Source organism: Micrococcaceae bacterium Sec5.1, assembly GCA_039636795.1.
In the GTDB taxonomy this organism is placed as follows: domain Bacteria; phylum Actinomycetota; class Actinomycetes; order Actinomycetales; family Micrococcaceae; genus Arthrobacter.
Map to the genome: position 1 here is coordinate 1,722,409 of CP143430.1, position 20,232 is coordinate 1,742,640.

19 protein-coding genes are annotated in these 20,232 nt (G+C 62.9%); 14 read left to right on the plus strand and 5 right to left on the minus strand.

Going from position 1 to position 20,232, the window contains the following annotated elements; genetic code table 11:
* Positions 1 to 762 (minus strand): ABC transporter ATP-binding protein, encoded by a 762-nt coding sequence (locus VUN82_07970; protein ID XAS73760.1) that lies wholly within the window; start codon positions 760 to 762, stop codon positions 1 to 3.
* Between the two features lie 502 nt (positions 763 to 1,264).
* On the opposite strand from VUN82_07970, the gene VUN82_07975 reads away from it, so the two are divergent.
* Both VUN82_07975 and VUN82_07980 read left to right on the plus strand, forming a co-directional pair.
* A complete protein-coding gene (locus VUN82_07975) occupies positions 1,265 to 3,076 on the plus strand; it encodes a proline--tRNA ligase (protein XAS73761.1) in 1,812 nt (603 codons plus the stop codon).
* Positions 3,073 to 3,867: a TSUP family transporter gene (locus VUN82_07980; GenBank protein XAS73762.1), complete on the plus strand. Its 795-nt coding sequence runs from the start codon at positions 3,073 to 3,075 to the stop codon at positions 3,865 to 3,867. Before VUN82_07975 ends, VUN82_07980 begins: the two co-directional genes overlap by 4 nt.
* Here VUN82_07980 and VUN82_07985 read toward each other — a convergent pair.
* From VUN82_07985 to VUN82_07995, 3 genes are all read right to left on the minus strand, one after another.
* Positions 3,860 to 4,873 carry an aminoglycoside phosphotransferase family protein gene (locus tag VUN82_07985; GenBank protein ID XAS73763.1) on the minus strand — a complete coding sequence of 338 codons (1,014 nt, stop codon included), beginning with the start codon at positions 4,871 to 4,873 and terminating at the stop codon, positions 3,860 to 3,862. The two genes, VUN82_07980 and VUN82_07985, sit on opposite strands and share 8 nt — an antisense overlap.
* Positions 4,874 to 4,907: 34 nt before the next feature.
* A complete protein-coding gene (locus tag VUN82_07990; GenBank protein XAS73764.1) occupies positions 4,908 to 5,636 on the minus strand; it encodes a VIT family protein in 729 nt (242 codons plus the stop codon).
* An 87-nt stretch (positions 5,637 to 5,723) separates the two neighbouring features.
* Positions 5,724 to 6,800 carry a DUF4439 domain-containing protein gene (locus VUN82_07995; GenBank protein XAS73765.1) on the minus strand — a complete coding sequence of 359 codons (1,077 nt, stop codon included), beginning with the start codon at positions 6,798 to 6,800 and terminating at the stop codon, positions 5,724 to 5,726.
* 105 nt (positions 6,801 to 6,905) lie between these two features.
* Between VUN82_07995 and rimP the strand changes: the two genes are divergently transcribed.
* The 6 genes from rimP to VUN82_08025 all read left to right on the plus strand — a co-directional run bounded on the left by rimP (position 6,906) and on the right by VUN82_08025 (position 13,253).
* A complete protein-coding gene (gene rimP, locus VUN82_08000) occupies positions 6,906 to 7,517 on the plus strand; it encodes a ribosome maturation factor RimP (protein ID XAS73766.1) in 612 nt (203 codons plus the stop codon).
* A complete protein-coding gene (nusA, locus tag VUN82_08005; protein ID XAS73767.1) occupies positions 7,517 to 8,497 on the plus strand; it encodes a transcription termination factor NusA in 981 nt (326 codons plus the stop codon). The genes rimP and nusA overlap by 1 nt, the downstream gene beginning before the upstream one ends.
* A gap of 194 nt (positions 8,498 to 8,691) precedes the next feature.
* Complete coding sequence (locus VUN82_08010) at positions 8,692 to 9,033, plus strand: YlxR family protein (GenBank protein ID XAS73768.1); 342 nt, start codon at positions 8,692 to 8,694, stop codon at positions 9,031 to 9,033.
* 152 nt (positions 9,034 to 9,185) lie between these two features.
* Entirely contained in the window at positions 9,186 to 12,074 is a 2,889-nt protein-coding gene (infB, locus tag VUN82_08015; protein ID XAS73769.1) for a translation initiation factor IF-2, read from the plus strand.
* Between the two features lie 77 nt (positions 12,075 to 12,151).
* The gene (rbfA, locus tag VUN82_08020) at positions 12,152 to 12,664 is read left to right on the plus strand and encodes a 30S ribosome-binding factor RbfA (GenBank protein XAS73770.1); all 513 of its coding nucleotides are present in this window, start codon (positions 12,152 to 12,154) and stop codon (positions 12,662 to 12,664) included.
* An 88-nt stretch (positions 12,665 to 12,752) separates the two neighbouring features.
* Positions 12,753 to 13,253, plus strand: a complete 501-nt coding sequence (locus VUN82_08025) for a nucleoside deaminase (protein ID XAS73771.1) — start codon at positions 12,753 to 12,755, stop codon at positions 13,251 to 13,253.
* A 6-nt stretch (positions 13,254 to 13,259) separates the two neighbouring features.
* Here the strand turns inward: VUN82_08025 and VUN82_08030 are convergent, their stop codons facing one another.
* Positions 13,260 to 14,414: a pyridoxal phosphate-dependent aminotransferase gene (locus tag VUN82_08030; protein ID XAS73772.1), complete on the minus strand. Its 1,155-nt coding sequence runs from the start codon at positions 14,412 to 14,414 to the stop codon at positions 13,260 to 13,262.
* A 34-nt stretch (positions 14,415 to 14,448) separates the two neighbouring features.
* Between VUN82_08030 and truB the strand changes: the two genes are divergently transcribed.
* The 6 genes from truB (at position 14,449) to VUN82_08060 (ending at position 20,186) form a co-directional block, all read left to right on the plus strand.
* Positions 14,449 to 15,381, plus strand: a complete 933-nt coding sequence (truB, locus tag VUN82_08035) for a tRNA pseudouridine(55) synthase TruB (protein ID XAS73773.1) — start codon at positions 14,449 to 14,451, stop codon at positions 15,379 to 15,381.
* A gap of 2 nt (positions 15,382 to 15,383) precedes the next feature.
* On the plus strand, positions 15,384 to 15,737 hold the full coding sequence (locus VUN82_08040) for a hypothetical protein (protein XAS73774.1): 354 nt from the start codon (positions 15,384 to 15,386) through the stop codon (positions 15,735 to 15,737).
* A gap of 20 nt (positions 15,738 to 15,757) precedes the next feature.
* On the plus strand, positions 15,758 to 16,213 hold the full coding sequence (locus VUN82_08045; protein ID XAS73775.1) for a hypothetical protein: 456 nt from the start codon (positions 15,758 to 15,760) through the stop codon (positions 16,211 to 16,213).
* Between the two features lie 67 nt (positions 16,214 to 16,280).
* The gene (locus tag VUN82_08050; protein ID XAS73776.1) at positions 16,281 to 17,264 is read left to right on the plus strand and encodes a bifunctional riboflavin kinase/FAD synthetase; all 984 of its coding nucleotides are present in this window, start codon (positions 16,281 to 16,283) and stop codon (positions 17,262 to 17,264) included.
* Positions 17,265 to 17,422: 158 nt separating this feature from the next.
* A complete protein-coding gene (gene rpsO, locus VUN82_08055) occupies positions 17,423 to 17,692 on the plus strand; it encodes a 30S ribosomal protein S15 (GenBank protein XAS73777.1) in 270 nt (89 codons plus the stop codon).
* A gap of 244 nt (positions 17,693 to 17,936) precedes the next feature.
* On the plus strand, positions 17,937 to 20,186 hold the full coding sequence (locus VUN82_08060) for a polyribonucleotide nucleotidyltransferase (GenBank protein ID XAS73778.1): 2,250 nt from the start codon (positions 17,937 to 17,939) through the stop codon (positions 20,184 to 20,186).
* Positions 20,187 to 20,232: the final 46 nt, after the last annotated feature.

Genomic DNA, 20,232 nt, shown 5'->3' on the forward strand with positions numbered 1-20,232 from the left:
TCATGATGCCACCTGGCTTTCCTTTGCCGGCTGACCGCTGTCCGGGCCACGTTCGGCGTCTTTGATCATGTTCAGGAACGCGCGCTCAAGGTCATTGCTGCGTCCCCGGCTTGCGAGCTCGGCGGGTGTGAGCTGCGCCAACAGCAGGCCGTCCCGCAGAAGCAGCAACGAGGAACAATGCGACGCTTCTTCCATCACATGACTGGAAACCAGGAGCGTCGTTCCGCCAGCGGCCATGTCAACGAACCGCTCCCATAACTCCGCACGCAGTACCGGATCCAAGCCCACTGTCGGTTCGTCCAGGACCAGCAGCTTGGGGTGCGCCACCAGCGCGCATGCCAAGGACACGCGGCTGAACTCCCCGCCCGAGAGGTTCCCGGCTTTCTGCTTGGCAAACGATTCGAGCCCGACGGCGGCAATTGACTCCGCGACGTCCGTCGCCGTTGCCTTGTGCATGGCGCCGAAGTACTTCACGTTGGCTTCGACGCTAAGGTCCGAGTAGACGCTGGCACCTTGGGTGACGTACCCGACGTCGTGCCTTAATGGTGCGCTGCCCGCCGGACGGCCAAGGACACTGATGGATCCACGGGTGATGCGTTGTACCCCAACGATGCCGCGCATGAGTGTCGTCTTGCCGCTTCCTGACGGGCCGAGCAGCCCCGTGATCTGCCCGCTGTCCACGGCAAAGTCCAGGCCCCGCAGAATTCTTGTCCGGCCCCGGGAGATGTGCAGGCCACTGGCTTCTATTGCTGCATCTGACATGGCTGCCTCCGGCACCAACGAGTAATTCACCAAGTGATGAATTAACGCTAAGTCTGGCCAACGGCGCGGTCAAGGGCACTTTGCCATCAAAATCCTTGAAAACGTGTCCGCTATCACATAAGTTTTTCCCAAGCCGTGTCGATGGGGCACGGGTGGTTACAGGGGGAATCATGGCAAAAACCTTGAAGGATGCCTTTGGCAGCCGCACCATCCGTGAGCTCGGCAGTCACCAATGCTTCCCAGTCGCAGGCGATCCCGTTCCGCTGGAGGGAACGGGGGACTAGTCCCCGGACAGAGTCTGCGGCCGGCCGGCCGCTGAGCCACGCCATCGCAGGATGACCAGCCGAACTTTGGCCAGGGGCTTCCATACGCGACGGCGTGGCTCTTCTCTGTGCTGAGCTGTTCCGTGCTGGGCCATTCTGTGCTGAGCCGCCCGCCGGCAGCCGGTAGATTAGTAGACAGTTGTTTTTGCCACATCTGCCATAGAAACGGATACGTACCCGTGGTCCTTCGCCTTTCCCAGTTGTTCCTGCGCACCCTGCGTGAAGATCCCGTCGACGCCGAGGTCGCCAGCCACAAGCTCCTGGTCCGGGCTGGTTACATACGCCGTGCCGCGCCTGGCATTTACACGTGGCTGCCGCTGGGACTGAGCGTCCTGCGCAAGGTGGAGGAGATCATCCGGCAGGAAATGTCCGCCATTGGTGCGCAGGAAGTCCACTTCCCGGCACTGCTGCCGCGCGAACCCTACGAGGCCACCAACCGCTGGACCGAGTACGGGGAGGGCCTGTTCCGGCTTCAGGACCGCAAGGGTGCCGACTACCTTCTGGCTCCGACGCATGAGGAAATGTTCACGCTCCTGGTCAAGGACCTGTACTCCTCGTACAAGGACCTGCCGTTGAGCCTGTACCAGATCCAGAACAAGTACCGCGATGAAGCGCGCCCCCGCGCAGGTCTCCTCCGTGGGCGCGAATTCATCATGAAGGATTCTTACTCCTTCGACGTTGACGACGCCGGCTTGGACGCAAGCTACGCCGCCCACCGCGCCGCATACCTGAAGATCTTCGAACGCCTGGGCTTGGAAGTCATTCCGGTTGCTGCCACCGCAGGTGCCATGGGTGGCTCCAAGAGCGAAGAATTCCTCTTCCCCACCGAGATCGGCGAGGACACCTTTGTGCGCTCGGCCGGCGGCTACTACGCCAACGTCGAGGCAGTCACCACGGTTGTCCCTGAGGATATTGATTTCACGGACGCGCCGGCTGCCCAGGTTCTGGGCACACCGAACACACCGACCATCGAGACACTGGTTGACGCAGCCAACCAGCTCGCACCCCGCAGCGAGGCCGACGGCGGTGCCTGGACTGCCGCTGATACGTTGAAAAACGTCGTCCTCGCCGTGACTCTGCCCACCGGTGAACGCCAGATCGTCGTCCTCGGCGTTCCGGGTGACCGTGCCGTGGATCTCAAGCGGGTGGAAGCGAACATTGGATCGTTCCTTCCCATCGCCGGCGAGATCGGGCTGGAAGCAGCCAACGAGGAAGACCTCAAGAAGCTGCCGTGGTTGGTCAAGGGCTACATCGGCCCCGGTTTGTCCCTGGATGAAGCCGTGCTGGGCCTGGAAGGTTCTTCCAAGCTGCTGTTCCTCGTCGATCCCCGCGTCGTCTCCGGTACAACCTGGGTGACGGGCGCCAACATCGATGGCAAGCACGTCTTCGGACTGGTAGCGCGCCGCGACTTCACCTGGGACGGCGTCATCGAATGCACCGACGTCCGGGCAGGGGATCCGGCGCCCGACGGCTCCGGACCGCTTGAAACTGCCCGTGGCATCGAAATGGGCCACATCTTCCAACTCGGACGCAAGTACGCCGAGGCGCTGGATCTGAAGGTACTGGACCAGAACGGCAAGCAGGTAGTTGTCACCATGGGCTCCTACGGTGTTGGTGTCACGCGTGCTGTCGCAGCCCTTGCCGAAGCCAACCATGACGACCGCGGCCTCGTGTGGCCACGTTCGGTGGCCCCGGCCGACGTACACGTTGTGGCGGTGGGCCGCGGCGACGAAATTTTCGAAGCTGCAGAGAAACTATCGGCGGAACTCGAGGCAGCAGGCCTCGCCGTCATCTTTGATGACCGGCCCAAGGTTTCTCCCGGCGTCAAGTTTGGCGATGCCGAGCTCGTCGGCGTGCCCACTATCCTGGCCGTCGGCCGTGGACTCGTGGACGGCGTAGTGGAGATCAAGGACCGTCGCAGCGGTGAAGCCGAGAACATCTCGGTGGAAAAAGCCGTGGATTACGTGGTCAACGCTGTCCGTAACCGGTGATTTCCGGCTTCGAGACCATCCAGCTCACCACCATCATCCTGATTGTGGTGGCTGGATTCGCAGCCGGCTGGGTTGACGCGGTAGTAGGAGGCGGGGGGCTGATCCAGCTCCCCGCACTGCTGCTGGTGTCTGGCATCACCCCCGTCCAGGCCCTGGCCACGAACAAGATGGGTTCCATCTTCGGCACCACCACCAGTGCCACAACGTATTACCGGCGGGTGGGACCGGACCTCAAGACGGCAATACCCATGGCGGTGATTGCACTGGCGGGGAGCTTTGGCGGTGCCATCCTCGCTGCATCGCTGCCAGCCAGCGTCTTCAAGCCCATCATTGTGATGGCGCTGATCGCCGTCGCGATTTTCACGGCACTCCGCCCCAGTGCGGGCGAGCTGACGGCTCTGCGGCACGATGGGCACAAGCACTATGTGGTGGCCTGCCTGATCGGTGCCGTGATCGGTTTTTACGATGGCCTGATCGGTCCCGGTACGGGATCATTCCTGGTGATCGCCTTGGTCTCGGCCATGGGCTACGCCTTCCTCGAAGCCAGCGCAAAGGCCAAGATCGTCAACATGGCCACCAATGCCGGTGCCCTCATTTTCTTCCTCCCTCACGGCTCCTTGCTGTGGGGAGTGGGCCTGGTGCTGGGGCTGGCGAACATGGCGGGCGGATACCTTGGTGCCCGGACAGCTGTGGCCAGGGGGAGCGGGTTTGTACGGATCGTGTTCCTGATCGTCGTGGCGGCATTGATCATCAAGCTCGGCATGGACGTCTGGAACGACAACGTCAGCTGACTGCGTCCCCGGGCTCAGGCAAATCCTGTGCTGCTGGAAGTCCTTCGAGTGTCCTGCCCGCCAACGTGCTGGCCACCCATAAAGAACGGGCCAGATCGCCTTCGTGTCCTCGTTTTCCCGCGTACCACAGGGCGTTGTCCACTTCGCGGGCAACGCTCCACTGTCGCGCGACCTCCGGATCAAGCCCAGCGGCGAGGCTGAATTCCCGGCATCGCTCCCGCAGGGCAGCTGCAGGATCGCGGCGTGACAGATCCTTGATCCGGTTCCACAGAACAGGCGCCACCGCAAATTCGGCCTCACCGATCTGCGGCTGCGGATCGATGGCCACGTATTCGCGGCGGTCCCCGCCCAAGGTGCCGAGGATGTTCATGAAATGCAGATCGGTGTGCACCAGGACGTCCCTGCCGGATCGGCGGCCCACAGCACCGCGGGTCTGGCACACCTCCAGTGCAGCCTCCAACAACCACCGCGGGAAGGGTCGGTCCTGCCGCTCCCACTCAGAAGGCATTTCGTCGCTCCAGCGCTCGGCCGTGGCAGCGATGTGATCGAATCCCCGCCACTCGGGACGATCATCAGGGGTAATGGAAAGCTCGCGCATGATCTCACCCCAGACCTGCCGGGCCTCATCCATGGGGACATCCTGTAGCCAACAGGACGCGTCGAGGCGTTCCAGCAGCATAGAGCAACTGGCGGTGTCGGCAGCCAGGAGCCCGACAGCTCCGTGGCCGCCCCACAGGGCCAAGGCATGGCGCTCCACGAGAGCTTCCTCATGCGGATAGGCGATCTTCAGGGCAGCCTGCCTGCCGTGCTGGAGAACGGGCACAACCAAGGCTCCGTGTCCGTTCCAGGGCTCTTCACCGGGTGCGAGGTCCACGGACAACTGCCAACGGTCCAAAGCCTCACGGATAAGCCCCGGAAGGCTCGCCAGCCAGTCCCGCCCCGCAGAATCGCGGTTGTATCGGGCGTGCAGGTCGCCCGGAATCGGAATCATGGCGTGAAGGGTCACGCCATCAGCCTAGCTCTGCCCGGCGGTACTACCCTCAGAAAACGCCGCTGGCGCCCAAGAGGCTTCCGATCGAGAACGTGGCTGCAAGCGCCAAGGCCCCGCCCAGCACCACCCGGGCTGCTGCCCGGAACCTGGGTGCCCCACCAATCCAGGCCCCCAGGGCTCCCGTGATCGCGAGAGCCAGCAGGACGGCAGCGAACGTCAGTGGAACCCGCATTTCGGGGGGAGGGAGCAGGATGGCCAGCATGGGAAGCACGGCGCCCAGGGTAAATGCCACTGCCGAGGCAAAGGCGGCGTTCCACGGACTCACGATGTCGTCTTCGTGGATATTGAGCTCGGCGGACAAGTGCGCCGCAAGGGCATCGTGCTTCGTGAGTTCTTCGGCCACTGTCCGGGCGGTACGCGGTGTGAGCCCCTTCGCCTGGTAGATCGCGGCAAGCTCCTCGAGTTCTTCCTCCGGCTGTTCGGCGAGTTCCCGGCGTTCCTTCTCGATGAGCGACTTCTGCGTGTCGCTCTGGCTACTGACAGATACGTATTCGCCCAACGCCATGGAAATGGCGCCACCCACCAGGCCAGCCGTACCAGCAGCGAGGATGCTGCCGGTGTTGGTCGTGGCACCGGCCACGCCGACGACGATCGCGGCGACGGAGACGATGCCGTCATTCGCCCCCAAAACTCCGGCGCGCAGCCAGTTCAGCCTATGGGCCAGGTCATCACGATGCGGTTCGTTCTCGTGTGTGGTAGCAGTTTCTGCGGAAGCCATGGTTCAAGCCAAGCACCGCCGGGCCGCCTTGGCCAGCATGGCTAGGCTCGCCTACCCCATCCGCGGCTTGGACTAACTGGCTTTGGACTAACTGCGGGTGGGCGTCGGCAGGGGAGGCAAGTCATCGGCGTCGAAGTCCAACCCCGGCAAAGCGGCCAGCGCGGCACCCCAATGCAAGCTCCTGCGCACGGCCGCCAGCAGGCCGCTGGTGGCCCAGTCCCGGGTCTCTCCTGTCGAAAGCGCGATGAGATCTCCAAATCCCTGCAGGGAGTCCGATTCCAGGGCTCCCAAGCCCGCGGCCGGGTCTTCAGCGAACTGTGCAGGCAGCCTGTATCCGGCCTCCCGGGTAGGGACGTCGCCGCAGTTACGGCGGGTCAAGGCCTCCGCTTGTTGAAGCAGACGCTCGTGCACCGCAAGATCCTTGGCGGCTTGGGCAGTTGCGCCAGCGTCCAATCGCTTCAGCGCCACCTGATAGATGTAGACGGCTTCCTGTTCGGAACGGACAGTGGCGGCCAAAGCCGCATCGGTGGTGGCAGCGGTTGCATCCGGGGTGGGGCTGACTGAAGGGCACTGGTGCACAGCCGGTGTAGTGGCAGGCGGGTTACCACTCGACGTCGGCGACGGTACCGGCAGCTGCCACACCGCAGCCAGCTTTTCGCCTTGGAGAAGTTGGGCGGATCCGACGGCGGCGAGCAACCGGGCGATCCCGCCGTCGGCCTCGCGGGCGTCGTCCAGTCGTTGCCGCCCGCTGGCGGTCAGGCCAGCCACGACTGCAGCGGGCGTCGCTTGCTGGGCCGCATCATCCTCAGAAGGGTCATCTTTATCGCTTGCCGTCGAGGCTGCGGAGGTGGCAGCAGCTGCGGCAGAAGGTGGAAGGAGGGTCCGGGACTGTGTTGTCAGCAATGTCACAGCATCGTCCAGGGCGGGCGTTTGGGAACCAGATCCTCCAGCTGCCATCAATCCAGCAGCCGATTCCAGCAGCCCCTTAGTATCGGCGAAAGCGTCGGCGAGGGCAGACTCGGAGAATGAAACCGCAGGGGGAGTCCCGGAATCCCGCGGTAGAAGTACGATTCCCGTGCCCGCAACGAGCAGCGCAACCACGGAAATGAGAAGGAGCCGACCCCACGCTGGTGATTGTCGTTTTTCACTTGTCTGCTCGTCCACAACACACCATGGTGTCATGTGGACGGGAAACTCCGTGCACCATGTGCTGCCGAAAATCGTTAGGCTAGTAGTCACAACAACATCTATCGGGAGGCGGCGGGCAACGTGAGTGACTCGGAAGCCACGACTTCAACAGACCGTACTGAGTCGAATTCAACGGCCACCATCCACAACCCGGAAGAGCGCAGGCTAAAGGCGCTGCTCGAACCGGCAGTCCTTGCCAACAGGCTCTACCTCGAGGATGTTTCCATCCACGTTGCCGGTTCACACCGCACGGTCCACGTCGTCGTGGACCTTCCGCAGGAGGAGACCGGAGGCGTCAGCCTTGACGCCATCGCAGATGTCTCGCGTGGGTTGTCCGATATTCTGGACAACGATCCCCACGACGACGGCCGTCCCTACGACCTCGAAGTTTCTTCGCCAGGAGTAGGCCGTCCGCTGACGGAACCACGCCACTGGCACAGGGCCCGCGGCCGCATGGTCAGGGTCAACGTCATCCAGGGTGAGAACGTCCTTGGCCGGATTGCGTCAGTAGATGACGCCGGTGTGACCCTCATTCCGGAGCACGAGGTCAAAAAGGGCATGAAGCCCAAACAGGGGGACCCCATCACTATTCCTTTCGACAGGATCCGCCACGGAAAAGTCGAGATTGAATTCAGCCACCTCCACGAGGCCGGGCTGGCAGACGAACACAATGGACCTTCCGAGGAGGCCTAATGGATATTGACATGAGCGCACTGAGACTCCTGGAGCGTGAGCGTGAAATCCCGCTGGACCTCCTGATTCCCACCATCGAGCAAGCGCTCCTGGTGGCCTATCACAAGACGCCCGGTGCCTTCGAGAAGGCCCGCGCCGAGCTGGACCGCAAGAGCGGCCACGTGACCATCTGGGCAACGGAAATCGACGACGACGGGGAGGCCATCGGGGAGTTCGAGGACACCCCGGCCGGTTTCGGCCGTATCGCTGCAAGCACGGCACGCCAGATCATCCTGCAGCGTCTTCGCGACGTTGAGGACGATAACGTATTAGGCGAATTCAAGGGTCGCGAAGGCGAACTCGTTGCCGGCATGATCCAGCAGGGCAACAACCCGCACATGATCCAGGTAAACCTTGGATCCGTGGAGGCCCTGTTGCCGCCACCCGAGCAGGTTCCTGGTGAGAAGTACATTCACGGCAGCAGGCTTCGTGCCTTCGTGGTGGATGTCCACCGTGGGGCGAAGGGCCCGTCCATTACGCTTTCGCGTTCGCACCCGGGCCTGGTCCGTAAGTTGTTCGAAATGGAAGTTCCGGAAATCGCGGACCGTTCCGTCGAGATCGTGGCACTTGCCCGGGAAGCCGGCCACCGCACCAAGATCGCCGTCAAAGCGAACATCCCCGGTGTCAACGCCAAGGGCGCTTGCATCGGCGAAATGGGCTCCCGCGTCCGTGCAGTCATGACCGAGCTGAACGATGAAAAGATCGACATCGTGGACTTCAGCGAGGACCCGGCGACCTTCATCGCCAACTCCTTGTCACCGTCCCGGGTGAATTCGGTCACTATCACGGACGAGGCAACTCGCTCGGCCCGTGTAGTTGTGCCCGACTACCAGCTCTCCTTGGCGATCGGCAAGGAAGGCCAGAATGCACGCCTCGCTGCGAAGCTGACCGGATGGCGGATCGATATCGTGTCCGACGCCGCCCCGGCCAAGACCGACTAACGATCGTTCCGGCGGCCTGGCCGCCGGGAGCCGCGCCGCGCTGGCGGTGTGGCCGGTTTCGGCTGTCCGGGGCCGGGGGGCTAGAATAGATGGAACCGGGCTTACGTCCGGTATCCGCGCGCTTTGACGTGCCTTATCTGCATGTGCAGGGTCGGCCGTCAGCGCAAGTTTGCAGAGGCAGGTAAGGACACGTCGTGGCTGAACTGCTTGAACGCGGCCATGGCCCTGTTCGTACCTGCATCGGATGCCGGAAGCAAGGCTCTCGGTCCGAGCTTGTCCGGCTGGTCGCCCAAGGCCGTGGTTCGTCCACTGTCCTTGTGGATGTTCGACGCCGGATGGCCGGCAGGGGTGCGTGGCTGCATCCCAGCGAAAAGTGCTTGGCATTGGCAATCAAGCGGCGTGCTTTCGGAAGGGCCCTTGCGGGCGCTACTGAAACAAGCGCCGTCGAAAGCTACTTCATGTCAGGCGCGCCACTTGTGGAGGCTCAGGCTGCCACAGGAAAACCGTCCAAACCTGAAAGCGGGTCAGAAAACTGATGGAAACCCGATGAGTTCCCAGCGATGAGTGCGTAACGATGACAACTTTGTTGCGCTCTGCAATGGGCCTTTTAGTCGCGCTGGCGGCAGGGGCCCGCAGTAAGAAGTAGACGGTTCGTGCCTGGCTCGGTGCGGACCGAGACAGGAGAAATGTGGCCAAGGTCCGCGTACATGAGCTCGCCAAAGAGCTCGGTATTACTTCCAAAGATGCAGTAACAAAACTGCAGGAATTGGGCGAATTCGTTCGCTCCGCCTCTTCCACCATTGAGGCCCCCGTCGTGAAGAAGCTTCGCGACGCTTACCCCGGTGCAGGCGCTGCAAAGGCAGCTGCCCCCGCACCTGCAGCCGCCCCCAAGGCTCCGGCTGCTCCCGCAACATCCCGTCCGGCCGCTCCGGCTCCGGGTCCGGCTGCACCAAAGGCTCCGGCTCCGGCAGCACCCGCCGCGGCTGCACCTGCCGCCCCCGCTGCATCTGCTCCTGCGGCGCCTGCCCCGGCAGCGCCCTCGGCTCCCGCCGCATCCACGACGCCGTTTTCGGCGAAGCCCGGTGCCCGTCCTGCTCCCAAGGCAGAGACTCCGGCTCCGTCCCGCCAGGGCGGCCAGGCTCCGCGTCCCGGCGGTCCCCGTCCGGGCAACAACCCCTTCGCTACGTCCCAGGGCATGCCCCGCGGCCGTGGTGGCGATGGCGAACGTCCGCCGCGTCCGGGCAACAACCCGTTTGCAACCTCGCAGGGCATGCCCCGTGCAGGTGGCCGCAACGATGGCGAACGCCCCGGTGGTCCCCGCCCCGCAGCAGGTGCCGGTGGTCCCCGTCCCGCAGCAGGCAGCGGTGGTCCCCGTCCGGGTGCTCCGCGTCCCGGTGCACCCCGTCCCGGTGGTGCTCCGCGTCCGGCCGGCGGTCCCGGTGGTGGAAACCGTCCTACTCCGGGCATGATGCCCAACCGCACTGAGCGTCCGGCTCCCGGTGGCGCAGGTCGTCCCGGTGGCGCAGGCCGTCCGGGTGGCGGCGGACCGGGTCGTCCCGGTGGCGCACCAGGTGCAGGTACCGGTGGCGGCGCTCCCGCCGGCGGTGGCTTTGGCAAGGGTGGCCGCGGTCGCGGTGGTACCCAGGGTGCCTTCGGCAAGGGCGGCGCCGGTCGTGGCAAGCAGCGCAAGTCGAAGCGTGCAAAGCGCCAGGAACTGGAGCAGATGAGTGCTCCGTCGCTGGGCGGCGTGTCCGTACCCCGCGGCGATGGCGAGACCATCATCCGTCTGCGCCGTGGTTCCTCCATCACGGACTTTGCGGAGAAGATCGATGCGAACCCCGCGTCGCTCGTGACCGTTCTGTTCCACCTCGGTGAGATGGCAACGGCCACGCAGTCCCTCGACGAAGACACCTTTGGATTGCTTGGTGCCGAACTTGGCTACAAGCTCCAGGTTGTTTCGCCGGAAGACGAAGAGCGCGAGCTGCTGGACCAGTTCGACATCAACATCCAGGACGAGCTCGACGCCGAGGGTGACGATGTCCTCGAGGCACGCCCGCCGGTTGTCACCGTCATGGGTCACGTTGACCACGGTAAGACCCGCCTGCTTGATGCCATCCGCAACTCCAACGTTGTGGCCGGCGAGCACGGTGGAATCACCCAGCACATCGGTGCTTACCAGATCAGCCACATCCACGAGGGCACGGCCCGCGACATCACGTTCATTGACACCCCCGGTCACGAGGCCTTCACGGCCATGCGTGCACGTGGTGCCAAGGTCACCGACATCGCGATCCTGGTTGTTGCAGCCGACGACGGCGTTATGCCGCAGACGGTGGAAGCACTCAACCACGCCCAGGCAGCCAACGTGCCGATCGTCGTCGCAGTGAACAAGATCGACAAGGAAGGCGCCAACCCTGACAAGGTCAAGGGGCAGCTCACCGAGTACGGCCTGGTTCCCGAAGAATACGGTGGCGACACCATGTTCGTTGAGGTTTCTGCGCGCCAGAACCTCAACATCGATGAACTGATCGACGCCGTCCTGCTGACGGCCGACGCCGCACTGGACCTGCGTGCCAACCCGGACAAGGACGCTCGAGGCATTGCCATTGAAGCGAACCTGGACAAGGGCCGCGGTTCCGTGGCCACCGTTCTGGTGCAGTCCGGTACCTTGGCCGTGGGTGACACGATCGTGGCCGGTACGGCTCACGGCCGCGTCCGTGCCATGTTCGACGAGAACGGCGAGGCACTCGATGTCGCACTGCCGTCCCGCCCGGTCCAGGTCCTCGGCCTGTCCAACGTGCCGCGTGCAGGTGACACCTTCCTGGTGACCCCGGACGAGCGTACGGCCCGCCAGATCGCCGAGAAGCGTGAAGCTGCCGACCGCAACGCCGCACTGGCGAAGCGTCGCAAGCGCATCAGCCTGGAAGACTTTGACCAGGCCGTTGCTGAAGGCAAGATCGACACCCTCAACCTCATCCTCAAGGGTGACGTTTCCGGTGCCGTGGAAGCCCTCGAAGACGCCTTGCTCAAGATCGATGTCGGAGACGACGACGTTCAGCTCCGTGTCATCCACCGCGGTGTGGGTGCCATCACGCAGAACGACGTCAACCTGGCAACAGTGGACAACGCCATCATCATCGGCTTCAACGTCAAGCCGGCTGAGCGCGTCGCCGAACTGGCTGACCGTGAAGGCGTGGACATGCGCTTCTACTCCGTCATCTACGCAGCAATCGATGACATTGAGATGGCCCTCAAGGGCATGCTCAAGCCGGAGTACGAAGAAGTCCAGCTCGGTACTGCCGAAGTCCGCGAAGTCTTCCGTTCCTCCAAGTTCGGAAACATCGCCGGTTCGATCGTCCGCACTGGCATCATCCGCCGTAACACCAAGGCACGTGTTAGCCGCGACGGCAAGGTCATCGGTGACAACCTCACCGTTGAGACGCTCAAGCGCTTCAAGGATGACGCAACCGAAGTCCGTACCGACTTCGAGTGTGGTATCGGTCTTGGCTCGTTCAACGACATCTCCGAAGGCGACATCATCGAGACCTTCGAGATGCGCGAAAAGCCGCGCGTCTAGGTTCCGCTTGGAGCGGGTCCGTCGGGTAGCCCCGGCGGACCCGTTCCGTACCCGTTTCTACTTTCCAGGAGGAAGTCATGGCCGATCCGGCACGCGCTGCCAAGTTGGCGCAGCGGATAAAGGTCGTCGTCGCCGAGGCCCTCGGCCGCAGGGTCAAGGACCCACGCGTCGAGTCCATCACGATCACGGACGCCCGCGTCACCAACGACCTTCAGCACGCCACCATTTACTACACCGTCTTTGGTGACGAGATTGCCCACGCGGATGCCGCCAGGGCATTGGAGAAGGCCAAGGGTGTGCTGCGACAGGAAGTCGGCCGCAACATCACTGTCCGGCTTACTCCCACCCTCGAGTTCGTTGCTGACCAGATTCCGGTCAATGCATCCAACCTTGAGGAGCTGCTTCGTGAAGCAAAGCGTCGCGACGCCGAGGTAGCCGCTTTGGCTGCCGGTGCCAAGCACGCAGGCGAGGCTGACCCCTATAAGGGCGAGGCTTCCGAGGGCTCCGAAGAAATCGACGAAGACGACTTCGACGAAGAAGACATCGACCTCGCGGACGATGACGAACTCGACGAAGACGCCAACCGCTAAGAATCTTTTGAGTTTGTGTACACGTAATGCCCTTGGGACGCGTTCCCAGGGGCATTACGTGTGTACACAAACTCGCTAGTATCTGAACATGTCCGCGCACAACGCCCAGCAGCATGATGAATTCCTGAACCGTGATGAATTCCTGAACCGGGCCATACGGCTCGCAGTTCAGAACGTCTCCGACGGCGGTGGGCCGTTTGGCGCTGTTGTCGTCACGCCGGACGGCAGCGTCCATGAGGGTGTCAACCGCGTAACGCGAGACAACGATCCCACGGCGCATGCCGAAGTGGTGGCCATTCGCCGTGCCGCAGCGGATCTGGGCAGCTTCGATCTCAGCGGCTCGGTTCTCTATGCCAGTTGCGAGCCTTGCCCCTTGTGCCTCTCGGCCACACTCTGGGCCAGGATTGGCCGGGTGTATTTCGCTGCGGATCGGCACGGAGCCGCCAGGGCCGGTTTCGATGATGCAGTGTTCTACGAGTACTTCGCCGGTACGCGGCCTGAGCTGCTTCCTGTGGAACATGCGCCGGTAGCTGCCTCCGAGACACCCTTTGAGGCCTGGCGGAACAACACCGAACGCACCGACTACTAGCGGCCCTTACGGCCGGGCAGGAAGCCGGCTGACGCCGTCGAGCAGTTCCTGCTGATCGCCGCACAACGCAATCCGGATCCAATCCTCGCCGATCGACCCAAAAGCGGTGCCTGGCGCGAAGGCGACACCCGAATCCGCCAGGAACGCGTGCACCCAGGCCCGGACGTCGCCGCCACTGACATGGGAGACATTGGCCCACAGGTAGAAAGCTCCCTGTGCGCCGAGGAAGGGGATGCCCTTGCCTTCCAGGATGGCGGAAGCGGCGTCACGGTTGCTCCTATAGTGGTTTCGCGCGTCCGTCACGTAGTCCTGGGGGCCGGTCAACGCGGCCAAGGCCGCATACTGCGATGGCGAGGCAACGCAGGAAACGATTGCTTCCATGACATTGTTCATCCTCTTTTCCATGCCCGGCGGGCAGATCAAGGCTCCGATTCGCAGGCCGGTGAGCCCGTAGGTCTTTGACAGTGTCAGTGATGTGAAGACGCGTGCCTCACCGGGGATGTCGCTATCGAAGCGGACAGGGCTGACATGCGGGACGTCAAAGGTGAAGGCTTCATAGCACTCATCAGAGATGATCCAGAGATCGTGCCGGACGGCGAGTTCCACGAGCTGCCGGGTCGCGTCCTCGCTGATGACGGCGCCCAGGGGGTTGGAGGGCGAGTTCAGCATGAGGACCCGGGTCTGCCCAGTGATGAGGGCTTCGATGTCCTCGATGTCCGGCTGGAAGTCGTTATGCGGATACAGGGGATACGGAACGGGCACCGCGTGGAGGAGCCGACTGGTCATGGCGAACGTGGGGTAGCCGGGGTTGGGCAGGAGGATTTCATCGCCGGGGGAGAGAAGCAGGCTCATGGCGAAGTGCAGGCCTTGTTGGGCTCCGTCCACTATGTAGACGCGTTCGGCACCGATATCCACGTGATGATGCTCACGGAATCTCTTGGCGAAGGCTTCGCGGAGCGCGGGAATTCCTGCGTTTGGGGTGTAGTTGGTTTCGTCCCGTTCAAGGCACGCTATTCCGGCGTCGAGGACGTGCCGTGGGAGCGCAAAGCCCGGCTCGCCGATGCTGAGCACGATCGCCCCGGGGGTGGTCCAGGCGGCCTCAGTGATTTCTCGGATCTGGTTCACGGGGACATCGCGGACGTGTGCTGCAAGCTCAGGCATGGGAGCTATCCTAGCCACCCATATACTGGTAAGCGTGCTTTCTGGACTGGTAATCGTTGACAAACCGCAGGGATGGACCAGCCATGATGTGGTTGGCCGGATGCGGCGGCTGGCCGGTACCCGGAAAGTGGGGCATGCTGGAACGCTTGATCCCATGGCTACAGGCGTGCTGGTCCTTGGGATCAACAAGGCCACACGTCTCCTGACCTACATTGTGGGAACGTCCAAGACGTATACGGCCACTATCAGGCTCGGCGAAACCACCATCACCGATGACGCCGAAGGCGAAGTTACCCAGGCGCGCAGCGCAGTGGAGGTCAGCGACGAAGCGATTGCTCAAGGCGTCGCCGCCCTCACGGGCCCCATCCAGCAGGTACCCAGCAGCGTCAGCGCGATCAAGGTCAACGGTGAACGCTCCTATGCCCGTGTCCGCTCCGGCGAAGAAGTCAAGCTTGCGGCCCGGCCCGTCACCATCCACCGCTTCGACATCCACTCCATCACCAGGATCGACGGCGGCCGGGTAGTCGACGTCGATGTCACCGTGGAATGTTCCTCCGGCACGTACATCCGGGCCTTGGCCCGCGACCTCGGCATCGCCTTGGGCGTCGGCGGACATCTCACCGCATTGCGGAGGACGCAGGTGGGCCCTTACACGATCGACCAGGCGCGGACGCTGGAAGAACTCGCCCGGGAACTCGAAGTCCTGGACATGTCCCTTGCGGCGCGTTCCCTGATGCCCAACCGGGAATTGAGCGATCAGGAAACCACCGAGATCTCCTTTGGCAGACGCATCGCCGCAGGCCCTGGCGCCGGAACGCCGGCAGCTGCCACTGCTGAGAATCCTGCCGCAGCGTTCGCGCCGTCGGGAGAGCTGGTGGCCCTGTTGGCCGATACGGGGAGCTTTGCGAAGCCTGTGTTGGTCTTTGCCCCCGGAACCGGCACCGCCACAGTCGGCGAGGAAAAGTAGGCATGGACGGCTATTTCTACTCCATCCTTATTGTTGGTTTGGTATCCACGATCGCGTGCGTCGTGGCAGGTTTGATGAAGAAAGCCCCCAACGACGTCACAATCTTTTCCGTGTTGGCTGTGGAGCTGGCCCTGCTGGTCTACTTGGTTGGCTCGATTGTCCGCGTTGCCACGGGTGAACAGATGGCCGGCGAAGCCTGGGAGTTCTGGGGATACCTGATCACGGCGCTGATGATTCCGCTGGGAGCTGTGTACTGGGCCATCCTTGAACGCACCCGTTGGAGCAACTTCGTCCTGGCGGCGGTCGGCGTCACTGCGCTCGTCATGGCCGCCCGCATGAACCAGATCTGGTACTGACCTTGAAGGAAAAACGCAAAATGACTGGAACCGAGACTGAGGCAAATGCCGGCCGGACACCCCAAAAAGACACACGGAACACCGGCCCTGGGCGCTTGCTGATCGCGGTGTATGCCGTCTTCGCACTCTCGGCCACGGCCCGTGCCGGCTACCAGATTGCCACCAAGTTTGCCGAAGCTCCGCTGGCGCATATCCTCTCGGCGTTCGCCGCCGTCGTCTACGTCGTAGCGACCATCTCGCTGGCAAAACCGGGCCGCACATGGTTCAAGGTGTCGTTGGCCGCTGTACTCGTGGAACTCGTCGGAGTGCTGGTAGTTGGGGCCATAAGCCTGTTCGATCCGGTGGCCTTCCCGCATGACACTGTGTGGTCGCTGTTTGGACGCGGTTATGGTTTCGTCCCGCTCGTGCTGCCCATCCTTGGACTCCTGTGGTTGAACAAGAGGCGGCCGTCCAAGGCGAACAGCCACAACGGGTAACCTTAGAATGTTCCGGCGCCGGGAGGTTGCCGGGCGGAACGAATATCTGCAGTAAAAGGCGAGGTTGATGGTCCACATCTGGAACGATCCCACCGAAGTCCCCGAGGACTTCGGACCAACAGTCGTTACCATCGGGAACTTTGACGGCGTCCATCGTGGCCACCAGCATGTTCTCGCGCAACTGACAAACACCGCCAAGCGCCACCACATACCTTCAGTGGCCGTGACTTTTGATCCCCACCCCGCCCAGGTCCACCGCCCGGAGTCGGCCCCGGAGCTGATCATGGGCCTCCAGGACAAACTGGACGCCCTCGGCGAAACAGGCGTGGATGCCGTCCTGGTCATGAAGTACACACTGGACCTCGCCTCCATGACGCCCATCGAGTTTGTCCGCCAAGTCCTCCTTGAGGGCCTTCATGCTGCGCACGTCGTGGTCGGCCACGACCTCCGCTTCGGTGCAGGGAATATCGGCGACGTCGTCACCATGCAGGAACTCGGCGAGCAGTTGGGCTTTGGCGTCCAGGTGGTCAATGAGTATGGGGCAGGAGGCTTCCCGGTCCACGACGACGGCGACGCCGACCGCCGCTGCTCCTCCACCTGGGTGCGGGAAGCCTTGTCCGAAGGCGACGTCGTTACCGCTGCCGCCGTTCTGGGACGCCCCCACCGCATGCGCGGCGAGGTGGTTCATGGAGCAGCGCGCGGGAGGAACCTCGGTTTCCCCACTGCGAACCTTGCGCATGATTCCACGGGGTACGTACCGGCGGACGGTATCTATGCAGGCTGGTTGATAGACCAGTCCGGAACGCGGTGGCCCGCTGCGATTTCCGTCGGTTCCAACCCCACGTTTGACGGTGTGAGCCGTCAAGTGGAGGCCCACGTTATTGATCGTCCGGAGGAGAACGTGGAGGACTTCGACCTCTACGGACAGACTGTCGCGGTCGAATTTACCCAGCGCCTCCGCGGCATGGTGGCGTATCGCGGGCCCGAGGCGCTGGTGGAGCAGATGTGCCTGGATGTAGCGCAGGCACACGAGCTGCTGACCCAGCGCTAGCGGTATTTCGACAACAATGCTGACCTGCCGGTAAACTGTTACTGGATCCGGCTGCAGTCCGTGGCGGCTGGACCTGTTTTTGTGTGCGGAGACGCACCGGAAGCAACCCGTCAGCGAGGCGCTGCACCGGGAGGCACGGCACAACTCTAGGAGTTCACGTGGCACTTGACGCCGCTGTAAAGCAGTCCATCATCAAGGAATACGCAACCTCTGAAGGCGACACCGGTTCGCCCGAGGTCCAGGTTGCAGTCCTGACCCAGCGGATCAAGGATCTGACTGAGCACATGAAGGAGCACAAGCACGACTTCCACACCCAGCGCGGTCTGCTGGCCATGGTTGGTCGTCGCAAGCGCATGCTTACCTACCTGAAGAACACTGACATCGCCCGCTACCGTTCGCTCATCGAGCGCCTCGGCCTGCGCCGCTAGTCTGCCTTTGGGGGCGGCCCGGTCCCTCGCGGAACGGGCCGCCTTCTTCAAAAACAACTAAAAACAGGAAATCAACCGCATCGCGCATTCGCGGTCCTCGGTAGTGATTCCCGGGAGGGTCATCGGTGACGATGAAGCCCGTGGATCTCGATCGATGACCGGGTGTCGTACAGGCCAGGAATAAAGAAGAGGCCTGGGTTGATGCGGCGGACTTCCGCTAAATCAGAAACGGAGGTGACTCTCAATGGAGGGTCCCGAAATCCAGTTCTCCGAAGCGATTATTGACAACGGCCGTTTTGGCAAGCGTGTCATCCGCTTTGAAACCGGCCGCCTTGCCAAGCAGGCTGCCGGCGCTTCGATGGTCTACATCGACGAAGACACAGCACTCCTCTCGGCAACCACCGCAGGCAAGCAGCCGCGCGAAGGCTTCGACTTCTTCCCGTTGACGGTTGACGTCGAGGAGCGCATGTACGCTGCCGGACGTATCCCGGGTTCGTTCTTCCGCCGTGAAGGCCGCCCGTCCACGGAAGCCATCCTGGCTTGCCGCCTCATGGACCGCCCGCTGCGCCCGGCCTTCGTCAAGGGCCTTCGCAACGAGGTCCAGATCGTCGTGACCGTCCTGGCGATCAACCCGGACGAGCTCTATGACGTCGTGGCGATCAACGCCTCCTCCATGTCCACCCAGCTCTCCGGCCTCCCGTTCTCCGGCCCGATCGGCGGCGTCCGCGTTGCCCTCATCGCCGACGAACAGGGTTCGCAGTGGGTTGCTTTCCCCAAGCACTCGCAGCTTGAGAACGCCGTGTTCAACATGGTTGTTGCCGGCCGCATTGCAGGTGACGACGTCGCCATCATGATGGTTGAAGCCGAAGCAACCGACAACTCCTGGAACCTCATCAAGGAACAGGGCGCAACTGCTCCCACCGAAGAAGTTGTTTCCGAGGGCCTCGAAGCCGCAAAGCCGTTCATCAAGGCTCTTTGCGAAGCCCAGGCCGATCTTGCTGCCCGTGCAGCGAAGCCGACCGTCGAGTTCCCGGTCTTCCTGGACTACCAGGATGACGTCTACGCGGCTGTGGAAGCCGCTGCTGCCGACAAGCTGGCTGCAGTCTTCCAGATCGCCGACAAGCAGGAGCGCGACAACGCTTCCGACGAGCTCAAGGACGAAGTCCTCGGTGCACTCGCCGGTAACTTCGAAGGCCGTGAAAAGGAGCTGTCCGCAGCTTTCCGCTCGGTCACCAAGCACGTTGTCCGCCAGCGCATCCTCAAGGACCAGGTCCGCATCGACGGCCGTGGCCTGACGGACATCCGCCAGCTGACCGCCGAGGTAGAGGTTCTGCCCCGCGTTCACGGTTCTGCCATCTTCGAACGTGGCGAGACCCAGATCATGGGTGTCACCACGCTGAACATGCTCAAGATGGAACAGCAGATCGACTCGCTGTCGCCGGTAACGCGCAAGCGCTACATGCACAACTACAACTTCCCGCCCTACTCCACCGGTGAAACCGGCCGCGTCGGTTCCCCGAAGCGCCGCGAAATCGGTCACGGTGCCCTCGCAGAGCGCGCACTCGTGCCGGTTCTGCCTTCCCGCGAGGAATTCCCGTACGCCATCCGCCAGGTATCCGAGGCCCTCGGTTCCAACGGTTCGACGTCAATGGGTTCCGTGTGTGCTTCGACCCTGTCCATGCTCAACGCTGGTGTCCCGCTGAAGGCAGCCGTTGCCGGTATCGCCATGGGCCTGGTTTCCGACCAGGTTGATGGCCAGACCCGCTACGCAGCCCTGACCGACATCCTCGGCGCCGAAGACGCATTCGGCGACATGGACTTCAAGGTTGCCGGTACGTCCGAGTTCGTCACGGCTATCCAGCTGGACACCAAGCTCGATGGCATCCCCGCTTCTGTGCTGGCAGCAGCACTGAAGCAGGCCCGCGAAGCCCGCCTCCACATCCTCGAGGTCATCAACGCAGCGATCGACACGCCGGACGAGCTCTCCGAGTTCGCCCCCCGCGTCATTGCCGTCAAGATCCCCGTAGACAAGATCGGCGAGGTCATTGGCCCCAAGGGCAAGATGATCAACCAGATCCAGGAAGACACGGGCGCGGACATCTCCATCGAAGATGACGGCACGGTCTACATTGGCGCCACCAACGGTCCGTCTGCTGATGCAGCACGTTCCGCCATCAACGCCATCGCCAACCCGCAGGTACCGGAAATCGGTGAGCGCTACTTGGGCACGGTCGTCAAGACCACCACCTTCGGCGCCTTCGTTTCCCTTACCCCGGGCAAGGACGGCCTGCTGCACATCTCCGAGCTCCGGAAGCTGGCCAACGGCAAGCGCGTGGACAACGTTGATGACGTCGTCTCGGTGGGCCAGAAGGTCCAGGTTGAGATCACCAAGATCGATGACCGCGGAAAGCTTTCCCTCTCCCCGGTTGTTGCCGAGGAAGAAGGCGCAGCCTCCGAGGAAGCTCCGGAAGAAGCTGAAGTTTCCGCAGAGTAGTCTGTAAAGCAGTATCCGGCGGGGCCGGTGGGCTTGAAAAAGCACC

Coding starts and splice junctions, on each gene's coding strand:
- VUN82_08050 (XAS73776.1), top strand. CDS start 16,281: ATGGTCCACATCTGGAACGATCCCACCGAAGTCCCCGAGGACTTCGGA.
- VUN82_08025 (XAS73771.1), top strand. CDS start 12,753: ATGTCCGCGCACAACGCCCAGCAGCATGATGAATTCCTGAACCGTGAT.
- VUN82_08030 (XAS73772.1), bottom strand. CDS start 14,414: ATGCCTGAGCTTGCAGCACACGTCCGCGATGTCCCCGTGAACCAGATC.
- VUN82_07990 (XAS73764.1), bottom strand. CDS start 5,636: ATGGCTTCCGCAGAAACTGCTACCACACACGAGAACGAACCGCATCGT.
- rbfA (XAS73770.1), top strand. CDS start 12,152: ATGGCCGATCCGGCACGCGCTGCCAAGTTGGCGCAGCGGATAAAGGTC.
- VUN82_07970 (XAS73760.1), bottom strand. CDS start 762: ATGTCAGATGCAGCAATAGAAGCCAGTGGCCTGCACATCTCCCGGGGC.
- VUN82_08040 (XAS73774.1), top strand. CDS start 15,384: ATGGACGGCTATTTCTACTCCATCCTTATTGTTGGTTTGGTATCCACG.
- VUN82_08045 (XAS73775.1), top strand. CDS start 15,758: ATGACTGGAACCGAGACTGAGGCAAATGCCGGCCGGACACCCCAAAAA.
- VUN82_08060 (XAS73778.1), top strand. CDS start 17,937: ATGGAGGGTCCCGAAATCCAGTTCTCCGAAGCGATTATTGACAACGGC.
- nusA (XAS73767.1), top strand. CDS start 7,517: ATGGATATTGACATGAGCGCACTGAGACTCCTGGAGCGTGAGCGTGAA.